This is a genomic window from Actinomycetospora sp. (genome assembly GCF_036497245.1).
Taxonomy (GTDB): Bacteria; Actinomycetota; Actinomycetes; order Mycobacteriales; family Pseudonocardiaceae; genus Actinomycetospora.
On the sequence record NZ_DASXJS010000032.1, the window covers coordinates 1 to 11,116 of the forward strand.

At 73.9% G+C, this 11,116-nt stretch carries 13 protein-coding genes; 8 read left to right on the forward strand and 5 right to left on the reverse strand.

Going from position 1 to position 11,116, the window contains the following annotated elements:
* Positions 1 to 123 precede the first annotated feature (123 nt).
* Positions 124 to 318, forward strand: a complete 195-nt coding sequence (locus tag VGI02_RS04110) for a DUF1707 SHOCT-like domain-containing protein (protein ID WP_331625989.1) — start codon at positions 124 to 126, stop codon at positions 316 to 318.
* On the opposite strand, the gene VGI02_RS04115 is transcribed toward VGI02_RS04110, so the two are convergent.
* Entirely contained in the window at positions 287 to 1,192 is a 906-nt protein-coding gene (locus VGI02_RS04115; protein WP_331625990.1) for a slipin family protein, read from the reverse strand. The two genes, VGI02_RS04110 and VGI02_RS04115, sit on opposite strands and share 32 nt — an antisense overlap.
* 124 nt (positions 1,193 to 1,316) lie before the next feature.
* Here VGI02_RS04115 and VGI02_RS04120 point away from each other — a divergent pair, with 124 nt between their 5' ends.
* The gene (locus VGI02_RS04120) at positions 1,317 to 1,946 is read left to right on the forward strand and encodes a DUF2332 family protein (protein WP_331625991.1); all 630 of its coding nucleotides are present in this window, start codon (positions 1,317 to 1,319) and stop codon (positions 1,944 to 1,946) included.
* A gap of 67 nt (positions 1,947 to 2,013) precedes the next feature.
* Here the strand turns inward: VGI02_RS04120 and VGI02_RS04125 are convergent, their stop codons facing one another.
* Complete coding sequence (locus tag VGI02_RS04125) at positions 2,014 to 2,631, reverse strand: maleylpyruvate isomerase family mycothiol-dependent enzyme (protein ID WP_331625992.1); 618 nt, start codon at positions 2,629 to 2,631, stop codon at positions 2,014 to 2,016.
* 91 nt (positions 2,632 to 2,722) lie between these two features.
* On the opposite strand from VGI02_RS04125, the gene VGI02_RS04130 reads away from it, so the two are divergent.
* The 4 genes from VGI02_RS04130 to VGI02_RS04145 all read left to right on the forward strand — a co-directional run bounded on the left by VGI02_RS04130 (position 2,723) and on the right by VGI02_RS04145 (position 6,588).
* Positions 2,723 to 3,493, forward strand: coding sequence for a metalloregulator ArsR/SmtB family transcription factor (locus tag VGI02_RS04130; protein ID WP_331625993.1), 771 nt, complete (start codon positions 2,723 to 2,725; stop codon positions 3,491 to 3,493).
* A gap of 66 nt (positions 3,494 to 3,559) precedes the next feature.
* The gene (locus VGI02_RS04135) at positions 3,560 to 4,813 is read left to right on the forward strand and encodes an amidohydrolase family protein (protein ID WP_331625994.1); all 1,254 of its coding nucleotides are present in this window, start codon (positions 3,560 to 3,562) and stop codon (positions 4,811 to 4,813) included.
* A 74-nt stretch (positions 4,814 to 4,887) separates the two neighbouring features.
* Entirely contained in the window at positions 4,888 to 5,745 is an 858-nt protein-coding gene (locus VGI02_RS04140; protein WP_331625995.1) for an alpha/beta fold hydrolase, read from the forward strand.
* 78 nt (positions 5,746 to 5,823) lie between these two features.
* Positions 5,824 to 6,588: a class I SAM-dependent methyltransferase gene (locus VGI02_RS04145; RefSeq protein ID WP_331626001.1), complete on the forward strand. Its 765-nt coding sequence runs from the start codon at positions 5,824 to 5,826 to the stop codon at positions 6,586 to 6,588.
* 48 nt (positions 6,589 to 6,636) lie between these two features.
* Here VGI02_RS04145 and VGI02_RS04150 read toward each other — a convergent pair whose 3' ends face one another.
* The 3 genes from VGI02_RS04150 to VGI02_RS04160 form a co-directional block, all read right to left on the reverse strand.
* Positions 6,637 to 8,034 carry an FAD-dependent oxidoreductase gene (locus VGI02_RS04150; protein ID WP_331625996.1) on the reverse strand — a complete coding sequence of 466 codons (1,398 nt, stop codon included), beginning with the start codon at positions 8,032 to 8,034 and terminating at the stop codon, positions 6,637 to 6,639.
* A 104-nt stretch (positions 8,035 to 8,138) separates the two neighbouring features.
* A complete protein-coding gene (locus VGI02_RS04155; RefSeq protein ID WP_331625997.1) occupies positions 8,139 to 9,389 on the reverse strand; it encodes an alpha/beta hydrolase family protein in 1,251 nt (416 codons plus the stop codon).
* 179 nt (positions 9,390 to 9,568) lie between these two features.
* On the reverse strand, positions 9,569 to 9,910 hold the full coding sequence (locus VGI02_RS04160; protein ID WP_331625998.1) for an MmcQ/YjbR family DNA-binding protein: 342 nt from the start codon (positions 9,908 to 9,910) through the stop codon (positions 9,569 to 9,571).
* A gap of 94 nt (positions 9,911 to 10,004) precedes the next feature.
* Here VGI02_RS04160 and VGI02_RS04165 point away from each other — a divergent pair, with 94 nt between their 5' ends.
* Together VGI02_RS04165 and VGI02_RS04170 are read left to right on the forward strand one after the other, a co-directional pair.
* Positions 10,005 to 10,610 (forward strand): TIGR03086 family metal-binding protein, encoded by a 606-nt coding sequence (locus VGI02_RS04165; RefSeq protein WP_331625999.1) that lies wholly within the window; start codon positions 10,005 to 10,007, stop codon positions 10,608 to 10,610.
* A gap of 217 nt (positions 10,611 to 10,827) precedes the next feature.
* The coding region (locus tag VGI02_RS04170; protein ID WP_331626000.1) for a hypothetical protein at positions 10,828 to 11,116 on the forward strand (289 nt) is incomplete at its 3' end.

Here is an 11,116-nt window from a genome sequence, read left to right on the forward strand (position 1 = left end):
CCGACGGCACCCGTCGCCCACCCCCGCAGTCGTGAACTGCGCTGAACCCGCCTCGCGGCTCGTAGGCTGGCCTGGAGGTCTCGGTCGACCGGGCGCGCGACGGCGGGAGTGGGCGGACGGACGATGGACGGCGAGCGCAGCGGGGTCCGCGCTTCCGACCGCGAGCGCGAGCTGGTGGTCGAGCGGCTGACGCGCGCCCTCGGGCACGGGCGACTCACGCTGAACGAGTACGACGAGCGGGTCGCCGCGGCCTACACGTGCATCGGCCGCGACGAGCTCGCGCAGCTCACGGACGATCTTCCTGGTCGGCTCTGGTGACCGTCGGGGCGACGTCGGGGATCGGGACCACGCCGTTGAGACCGTCCGGCAGCTCGCTCGGCCGGGCGGCCGCGGTGTCCTCCGCGGGAACGGCCGGGACCTCCGCGTCGGTCTGACGGTCGGTCACCTTCTCGAAGAACCGCAGCAGCTCGACGGGGAACGGCATCACCAGGGTGCTGTTCTTCTCGGCCGCCACGTCGGTGACGGTCTGCAGCAGGCGGAGCTGGAGCGCCCCGGGCGTGTTGGCCATGGCGCCTGCGGCCTGCGAGAGCTTCGTCGAGGCCTGGAACTCGCCGTCGGCGGCGATGACCCGTGCCCGCCGGTCGCGCTCCGCCTCCGCCTGGCGCGACATCGAGCGCCGCATGCTCTCGGGGAGCGAGATGTCCTTGATCTCCACGCGCTCCACCCGGATGCCCCAGTCCTCGGTCGGGGCGTCGATGACGTCCCGGAGCTCGGCGTTGATCCGCGCGCGGTCGGACAGCAGGGTGTCCAGGTCGGCGCGGCCGATCACCGAGCGCAGGGACGTCTGCGCGACCTGGGACGTGGCCTGGATGTAGTTCTCGACGTTGATGACGGCCCGGACCGGGTCGTCGACCCGGAAGTAGACGACCGCGTCGACCCCGATGGTCACGTTGTCCCGGGTGATCGTGCCCTGGGAGGGGACGTCGAGCACCACGGTCTGGATCGACACCTTCCGCATCCGGTCCGCCACCGGGATCATCACGGTCAGTCCCGGCTGGCGGACCGCGGGCAGCAGGCGACCGAACCGCAGCACGATTCCCCGCTCGTACTGCTGGACCAGCCGGAGGGACGTGGACATCAGGATCGCCACGAGCAGCACGGCGACCACGATCACGATCACGGCAACATTCATCGCAGGACTCCCGCATCAGGCCGGGCGGCTCCCGTCGGGCCCCGGCTCCACCTCCCATCCTCCTCCCGAATTCGCGTCCCGGAAGGGGATTCCGGCGACCCGCCCCGTGGCTAGAGTCGTCCGGATGCCGAGGACACCGGCCGACGCGGAGACCGGGACCCGACGCTGCGCCGTGCTCTATCCGGCGGTCGCCGAGGCCGCTCACCGGGTCGTCGCGAAGGCCGTCGGGCTGATCGACCTCGGCGGCTCGACCGGGCCGAACCTCCAGGTCGACCGCGTCGGCATCGCCTACAGCAACGGGCAGTCGCTGGGTGACCCGTCCTCGCCCGTCCAGCTGTCGTGTTCGCTCGTGGGGGAGCGGACGGTCCCGACGCGGGCGGTGCCGGAGGTCGTGGCCCGGGTCGGCGTCGACCTCGATCCGGTCGCCGTCGACGTCCTGCCCGACGCGGTCGCGCGGGTGCCCGCGCACGCCCTGCCCGTGGTCACCACGACGTGGGCGCTGTCGGCACTCCCGCTCGAGGGCCGCCTGCGTTTCCTGCACCGCCTCGACGACGCGGCGGCCGGCCGGGCGGTGGCGTGGGTGTCGGTCGAGGGCGTCGGGGTCGCGCCGTCGATCCCCACGCTGGGGGACCGCCGCGCGTCCGGCCACAGCATCGTCGGCCTGGCGGTGTTCGACGGGGCGGCTCTGCACGCCGAGGCCATCGGCCGTTGCTGGTCCCGGGGCCGATGGCTGGCGTGGCTGGCCGACTCCTGACCGGCAGCCAGGACCGGCCCCGCCAGGACCGGGCCCGCCAGGACCGGCCCCGCCAGGACCGGGTCCGCTAGGACCGGGCCTGCAGGGTCGGGACGCCGTCGCCCTGCAGATCGCCGAGCACGGTCGGGCGTCCGACCATGGCCAGCAGCAGGGTCCGGATCGGGCCACGGACCTCGGGGCCGACCCCGGTCGTCCAGTCGACGTCATCGGCGCTCAGGCGCAGCCCCGCCACGCGCTTCTTGGCTCCGAGCAGCGGCTGGGTGTTCTTGGCCGCGTCGGCCGCAGCCACGAGGGCCTCCTCGGAGTGCGCGATCGTCGTGCCGGTCGGGTAGGCGATGTCCTCGCCGTGCGCGACGGTCTCCACCAGCCACGACCCGGTCGGTCCCGGGGGAGCGTTGCGGTCGTGCACCTTGGCCTCCAGCCGCGCCAGCAGCCGGGGGACGGGGTCGGCACCGACCGCGGCGACGTTGCGCGCCATGAGACGGCCGAAGGAGAACCCGCTCCCCGCGAGCCCGGCGAAGAACCGGGGCGGCGTCATCTCCGCGGTGGAGACGATGTGGGCCAGGGTGTCCTTGGTGCTCCAGCCCGCGCACAGCGACGGCACGGCCCACTGGTCGTCGTCGAGCTTCGTGAGCGCCTCGACCAGCCGGGCGCGTTCGGTCGCGATGAGTTCCCAGGTGCCCATGGTGTCCCCAGCCGGTTCGGGGCCTCCACCAGTGTGTTTCGGCCGACACCGAATTAGAGTGCGGACGAAACCGCGAGTCAAGGGTGGTGGCGTGGACGAGATCCAGCGGGTGCTGCACGCCCTGAGCTCGCCGGTCCGACGGGAGATCCTGTGGCTCATCGGTGATCGGGAACGAGCGGCCGGAGAGATCGCCGCCGGGGTGCACGTCAGCGCCCCGACGGTCTCCGGGCACCTGAAGGTGCTCCGGGACGCCGGGCTGGTCGCGATGCGCGTGGACGGGAGCTTCCGGCGCTATCGCTCACGCCGGGAGGCCCTCGACGGCCTGCAGCGCCTGATCGCCGACCCCGGTGACCGGTGGACCCCGGCCGACGACCTGCCGGAGCGCGAGCGGGCGAGCGCCCGCACCGCCACGGCGGTGATCGCGACGGTGGAGCTGCCTTGCCCGCAGGAGCTCGCGTTCACGGCCCTGACCGATCCCGAGGTCTACAGCCGATGGCTCGGTGTCCCCGTCCGGATCGAGGACGGGCACTTCGCGGCCACCATGGAGTGGGGCACGCAGGTGCGCGGGCGCTACGAGCTGACCGTGCCGCCGGAGCTGATCGTGATGTCCTGGGACCTCGCCGACGACGACGTCGTCCCGGTCCCCGGCGGCGAGCTCCGCGCGTACGCCCACGTGACCGGGACGACCGGCGGCTGCCGGGTCCGGGTGGACCAGCTGGTCGACACCCCCGCGCAGGCGACGTTCATGGACAACGCCTGGCGGATGGTCCTCGGCAGGCTCGCCGAGGCCGCACCCGAGCTCGCCGCGCCCGGGGGAGGAGCCCGGCCCCGCCCGGTCCGGGACAAGCATCCACGGGCGTGAGGCCGCGGGCCGGCCATCCGACGGTCCGCGTCGGAGGTCGGCCGCGGTCTGTCAGGCTCCCCGACGATGTCCGATCCGATCGCCTCGCCGCCCGCCCGCAGTCCCGGCACGCTGATCGCGGCGCGGCGGGTGATCACCGACCCGGAACGGGCACCGCTCGAGCACGGCGGGGTGCTGCTCCGCGACGGAGTGGTCGCCGCCGTGGGGCCCGCCCAGGAGCTCGAGCGCACCGCCGGCCCGGTGGACCACCTCGAGTTCCCGCTGGGCACCGTGATCCCCGGGCTGATCAATGCCCACGTCCATCTCTCCTTCGACGTCACCACCGATCCCCGGATCGCCCTCGAAGCCGGCGACCTGGACGCCGTGCGGGCGACGATCGCCGCCAACGCGCGCGCGGCGCTCGACGGCGGCGTGACCACCGCTCGGGACCTGGGCGACCTGGCCGGACTCGTCGCGGAGTTCGAGGAACGGGCCGCGAGCGGGAGCGCCGCGGGTCCGCGCGTGCTGTCCGCCAGGTCGCCGCTGACGCCGCCCGGAGGCCACTGCTGGTTCCTGGGCGGTGAGATCGACACCGGCGGCGGTGATGCCGAGCGGGGCCTCCGCGCGGCCGTGGACGAGCGGGCCGAGGCGGGCGCGGACGTCATCAAGATCATGGCCAGCGGCGGCGACCTCACCCCGGCCGGCGCGCCCCGGTGGAAGAGCCAGTTCGACGAACGCGATCTCGCGATCGTCGTGGAGGCGGCGCACGCGCGGGGTCTGCCCGTCGCCGGGCACGCCCATGGCACCGAGGCGATGGCGCAGTGCGCCCGCGCGGGCGTCGACACCATCGAGCACGGCAGCTGGCAGGCCCCGTCGGGTGCCGACGGCGAGGCCCGGCACGACCTCTCCGCCGAGGTGGCCGAGCTCGTCGCCGCCTCCGGGGCGGCCATCGTCCCCACCCGGGCCCGCGGGTGGGAGACCTGGCCCGCCGAAGCCGGGCTCGATCTCCAGCTCCGGAAGCTGGCCTGGGACGCCGAGCACGGCATCCCGCTCGTCGCCGGCAACGACGCCGGCGTCGGCGTCGGGTACTTCGACGACCTCGTCGACACCCTCACGCTCTTCGCCGCGGCGGGCTGGTCGCCCCAGCAGGCGCTGGCGACCGCCACCACCCGGGCCGCCGCGGCACTCGGCCGGGCCGACCACATCGGACGCCTCGACGTCGGCCACAGCGCGGACCTCGTCGTGCTCGACGCCGATCCTCTCGCCGACCTGCGCGCGCTGAAGGCCGTCCGGCTCGTCGTCGTCCGCGGGCGACAGCATCTTCCGACCGCGGCGTCCTGACGTCGGGCCGCAGCACCGGCGCCGACCGCGTGCCAGGGTGGGCGCCGTCGTCAGAGTCCGGGAGGAGAACGACCGTGCCGGTCACCCTGTCCAGCCATCGCGTCGCGCTCGATGGGATCACCCTCAACGTCGTCGAGGCCGGCGAGGGACCGGCCGTCCTGCTCCTGCACGGCTTCCCCGACCGCGCGACGCTCTGGGCGCACCAGATCGAGACCCTCGCCGGGCAGGGCTACCGGGTGATCGCCCCGGACCTGCGCGGATTCGGCGACAGCGATCGGCCGACGGAGGTCGACGCCTACGGCCTGCGGACGGTCATCGGTGACCTCGTCGGGGTGCTCGACCACCTGGGGGCCGGTGAGGTCCGGGTCGCCGGACACGACTGGGGCGCCCTGGTGGCGTGGGCGCTGGCGGCGTTCGCCCCCGACCGGGTCACCCGCCTCGCCGCGTTCTCGGTGGGGCACCCGCACGCGTTCGCCGGCGCCGGGCACCGTCAGAAGCAGCTCTCCTGGTACATGCTGTGGTTCCAGTTCCCGGGCGTCGCCGAGGCGCAGATGCCCGCCGACGACTGGCGCTGGTTCCGCGACTGGGCCCACGACGGCGCGGGTCGCGGCGCCGATCCCCTGCTCGACCAGCACCTGGCCGACCTCGAGCGTCCGGGGGCCCTGACGGCGGGGCTGAACTGGTACCGCGCCAACATGCCACCGGAGATCTTCGCGGCGACGAGCGGAGCGCTCGAGATCCCGGCGATCCGCTGCCCCGTGCTCGGGGTCTGGAGCGAGGGGGACATCGCGCTGACCGAACGCCAGATGACCGACTCCCAGCGGTACGTCAATGGTCCCTGGCGCTACGAGCGCATCCCCCGGGTCGGTCACTGGATCCCCGCCCACGCACCGGCCCGGACGACGCAGCTGCTGCTCGAGCATTTCGCGTAGCGCGTACCGCCCGCCGACATGTCAGGCTCTGCGCCGACCGACGGTGCCGTCGGCGCCCGTGAGGGGAGTCAGCCCGTGATGGACCGGACCGTCGAGCACTACGAGCGCGTCGCCGCCACCTACAACGAGCACTGGACCTACAACCCCGACTACGTGCGGGGGTTCTCCCACGCGATCGCCGACGCGCTCCGGTTGACGGGCTCCGACGCCATCGCCGACATCGGGTGCGGCACGGGTCTCTACACCCGCAGGCTCTACGAGGACGTCCAGCCCACCCGGCCGATCCTGTGCGTCGACCCGGTGCAGGCGATGCTCGACCAGCTGCCGGCCTCGCCGGGGCTGCGGCCGTTGCACGCCCAGGCGGAGGACCTGGCCTCGGGACGCGTGGCGCTCCCGGACGACCGCCCCCTCGACGCGATCGTCCTCAAGGAATCGATCCACCACATGGCCGACCGCCAGGGCACGTTCGACGGGCTGGTCCGGCTCCTGTCGGGCCATGGCCGGGTCCTGATCATCATGCTGCCGAAGTCGATCCAGCACCCGCTGTTCGCGGCGGCCCACGAGCGCTTCCAGCAGCTCCAGCCCGATCCGGCGGAGGTCGCGGACATGGTCTCCGCGGCCGGGCTCCGGTCCTCGGTCAGCCATCGGACCTTCCACGCCACGATCGAGCGCGAGCGCTACATCCACATGCTCGAATCGCGGTACATGTCGGTGCTGGGGGAGTTCTCCGAGGACGAGCTGCGGGAGGGGATCGCGCAGTTCCGGCACTCCTACCGGGACGACCCGGTCCTGCGCTTCGACGACCACTTCGCGTTCGTGAAGGGATCGGTCCCGCCGCGGTAGCAGGGAGTCGGGCTCCGGGGGCGTCGTCCGTCGGACCGCGTCCCCGGGTCAGCCCGCCAGGAGCTGCAGCAGCCCTTCCCGGTCGGGTCCGGGGCCTGCGAGCGACGGCGGGTCGTCCGCGCCGTCGACGACGCTCATGACGGCGGGGCGGGACAGGACCTCGTCGGGCAGGGCGAGGCACATGGCGATCTCGAGGAGCCCGCGGAACGCGTCGGCGTCGTGGGGCGCCGCGGCGGCCAGGCGTGCCATGGGGCCGCGAGGCGGGGGAGCCGCCCGACCGGACCGGTCGGCGCTCATCTCGGCGATCCGGGCCCGATCGGCCGTCACCTGGTCCCGGAAGTAGGGAGCGACGAGTTCCTCGGTCCGCTCGTCGAAGACCCGGGCGAACGACGCGGGATCGTCGAGATGGCGACGCCACGTGTGGCGCAGCAACTGGGCGTGCATCAGCCCGACACTGAGCCCGCGGCCCGCGGAGGGATTGGTGCAGGCCCACGCGTCGCCCACGGCGACGAAGCCGGTGACGACCGGCCGGCCGTCGGCAGCGAGGCGGCGATGCCGGTCGAGGATCCCCGCCATCGGCAGCACGCCCGTGACGGCCTCACCGTCGAGCCAGTGGGCCTGGATCGGGTACGACGCGACGACCCGGTCGAAGCACTCCGGGTCGCGCAGGGCCTTCAACGGCGCGTCCCCGCTGGCCCCGAACACCGTGACCGACCAGGTGTCGTTGTCGCCGTGCAGGGTCAGCAGCGACACGCTGCCGACCGGCGTCAGCATGGGACCCCGGCGCGCGGGCCGTCTCGGCCCGCTGAAGTAGCGGGTGTAGTACGCGAAGCCCTGGTCCTCGGCCTGCGCCTGCGGCGGGTGGGCGCCCAGGGCGGCCAGCCACGACGACGACGGATCCCGCCTCCCCATCGCGTCGACGACGAGGTCGGCGGCGAACTCCTCCCCGTCGGCCGTACGCACCCCGGCGACGTGCGGGGTGCCTGCCCGCGCGGCGGGTCCGGGCAGCAGCGCCGTGACCCGGACACCCCGCCGCACGGTCACCCCCGCCCGCTCCTCGGCCTCGGCGGCGACGACCGACTCGATCACCGGGCGGCGCCCGGTGACCAACCTGGCCGCCGCGTCGCCCGGGCGGGTCCGCTGATCGGTGAGGGTCGGGGGCAGTGGGTCGAGGTTGTCCTCCCAGACGCATCCCGCCGCGAGCAGGCGATCGGTCAGCCCGGGCATCTCCTCGTCGCAGATGTGCCGGAACCGCGGGAACAGGACGTGCGGCTGGTGGAACTGGGCCACGCCCCGGCGTCGCCACGAGTCCCACGCCTGCGCCGGCGTCGTCGGGGCACCGTCGGGATCCGCCTCGAGCACGGTGACCTCGTGGCCGTCGTCGGCCAGCATCACCGCGACCGACAGCCCGATCACGCTGCCCCCGCACACCACCACGGCAGCCATACGACCCACCTCCCGCGCCCCCGGGCGCGGACCGCGCCGGATCCGTCGAGGTCGTCGAATCGGGCGAAGCGCCCAGAACCCCCGACGCTAGGCTGTGAACTGGGTCACGTCAACGCCCCGGCCGGGTGCGCGGGCCGGTGGCCGCCGGGCGTCGTCGGGTCCCCGAGCACCCCGGCCAGCCAGCGGAACAGGCGCTCGTGGAACACCGCGCGGCCGTCCATCTCGCAGTGACCGCTGACGTCGTCGTCGTGGCCGAACTCGACGTACTCGTGGGGGCAGACCAGGGCGTCGGCCATGGCCCGGGCGTCGGCGCTGATGTCGTCGCCCGCGGTGTGGCAGACGAACGTGGGGCAGCGGATCAGGTGCTCGCGTCCTTTCAGCGTGTACTGCGGCGCGATGTCCAGGAAGCCCATCGCGTCGTCGACGCCGTGCACCCAGAGGTTCCGGCGCAGCGCCCAGCCCGCGGACGGCTTGCGCATGGTCGATTCGAGGGCCTTCTGCAGGACGGCGAGCGCGATCCGGTTCCCGTCCGGCAGTTGGTGGGCCAGGACGCCGGGGATCCGGGAGACGAGCGCGTCCCAGAGGTCGTAGGGACCGGAGTCGGCCACGCAGGCGGCGAGGCGGTGCTCGCCGGTGGCCGCGCGCGGTGCGGTGTAGCCGCCGAAGCTCCAGCCGATCAGCACCAGCCGGTCGGCGTCGACGTCGGGCCGCGCGACCGCGACGTCGACGACGGGGCCGACCACGTTCTCCCAGTCCGCGCGGAACGGGATGCCCTGGTCGAGGATCACCGAGCCCTGGCCCGGACCGTCGAAGGCGAGCACGTGATAGCCGCGCTCGAGCGCAGCGGCCCCGTTGGCGAAGTACAGCTCCTCGACCGTGCCGTCGTAGCCGTTCGTCAGGATCACGGTCGGCCGGGGTGAGCCGTCGTCGGAGGCGCGGAAGAAGTAGCCCGGCAGCGTCGTACCCTCGTAGGGAATCTCCAGGACCTCCGGCGGCGAGGCGAACAGCGCCGTCCCGGTGCGGAAGGTCTCGGTCTGCTTGGCCGCGGTGTGCCGGAACCGGTCGTCGACCGGGGCGCCCATGAGGAAGAGGCCCGCGGTCCGGTAGTAGTTCGACGCGCGGAGGTAGGCGTCCCGCGCCGACGGGAGGTCGCCCGCGAGGGAGCTCGCACCCGCGGCCTGCTCGGCCCGCTCGGCCGTGGCCAGCCACTCGCGGTACCAGAGCTCGGGGTCTGTTCTCGTGATCCGACGGGCGGTGGCGATGCACTCGCCGAGCTCCGCCCCGCCCGAGCGCACGTAGGCGAGGGCCCGGACGAACTGGGCGTCGAAGAGATCGTCGTGCAGCACGAGGGTCATCCGGTCCCGTCCTTCCCGATGCGCGGCGTCAGCAGCTCAGTGTGACCAGCATCGACGGCATCGGAGCAAGCTGTCACTCGGATGGCCGCGCCGGATCGCCGATCACGAGGTTGCGGGTCACCGCAGGGTCGGCACTACGGCCCGGTCGTCGGAGCAACCGTGGCGCCGCGGGAGCGCCCTCAGTCGTCGACCCGCATCTGCCAGGCATCGGTGACCAGCTCCGTGAGGCGCGCGAGGTCGACCTTCCCGAGGCGCACCATCACCAGGGGGAAGCGCTCGTAGGCCGGGGTGGAGAAGAACAGGGCGGGCTCGCCGAGGACCAGGGCCTGCCGCTCGGCCTCGTCCCCGACGAACAGGACCGCGATGTCGGTCCGCAGCTCCCGGCGTCCCGAGGCGGATCGCTCGGGGTAGGACCACACGAAGCCCCGTCCGCCGACCCGGAAGTCGAAGCCGTCGCTCGGGATCTCCTCGACGCCCGCGAGGGCGAGGGCCAGCCGGCGGACGTCGTGCTCGTCGGCCATCGTCGCGCCTCCGTCGGGGTCGGGCCGGCTCCGGGAACGACCACCCTGGCAGACCGGTGGCGCCCGACGGAGCCCCGGAGCAGGCTCGTCGCCCATGAGCGCGAGCACCGACGCCCGGGCGCTGATCCCGGCGGCCATCGACCGATTCGGCGCGCGAGTGCACGCCGTCGCCGCGGCGGGCGCAGCGACGGGGGACGGTGGCGACACCTGGGACCGCCCGACGCCCTGCGACGCGTGGACGGTCCGGGCCCTCGTGGCCCATCTGTGCTCCGAGCACCGGTGGGCCCCGCACATCCTGGCCGGACAGACGATGGACGAGGTCGGGGACCGCTACGACGGGGACCTCGTCGGCGACGATCCGGCGGGCGCCTGGGACGCCGCTGCCGGGCCGTCCGGGGCGGCGTGGACGGCGACCGGGTCCCACGCGCCCCGCGTGCACGTGTCGTTCGGATGGCTCGACGTCGAGGAGTACGCGGTCCAGATGCTCGTGGACCTCACCGTGCACGAGTGGGATCTCGCGCGCGGCGCGGGGCTGGACGAGGAGCTGGACGCCGGGTGCGTCGCGGCCGCGCTCGCCTACATCCGCACCGACCCGGTCATGCTCACGGGCCCGGGGCTCTTCGCCGCACCGGTCACGGCGCGCAGCTCCTCGCCGCGCGACGAGCTCCTGGCCCTGGTGGGGCGCCGCGCCGGAGCGTGAGCGCCGTTCTCGGTACGGCCCGGGTGGCCGTCCGCGCTGGGTTAGGATGTCCTGAGTCGGGCCCGGACCCTCGGGTGATCCAGCCCGTTCTCGCCGTTCGAGACCAGGACGGCACGTCGTCCACGTCGGCGCTGCGGAGTGCGCGCCGGTGTGGTTTCTCCGCGGTGTCCCCGCCGTCGTGCGGGTGGTTCACGGTCGTCGAACGAGAGGCGGTGCTATGGGTCGTCGCGCGCAGCAGGCCCGGGTGTTCCCGTCGCCGCGCTCCGACGACTGGCAGCGCATCGTCGACGAGGGCGTCGACAGCGTCGAGGTCAAGATCCTGTTGGGCCCGGGTCCCGAGGCGGCCGCGGCCGCCCTCACCGGCCGCTCCACGTCGCGCTGGCGCCTGCGCCGGGTCTACCTGCTCGACACCCCCGACCTGGACTTCGCGCACGCCGGGGTGGAGATGCGGCTGCGCCGGCGTGCCCGCGGACGCCACGACCTCACCGTCCGGGCGCGGCGTCGCC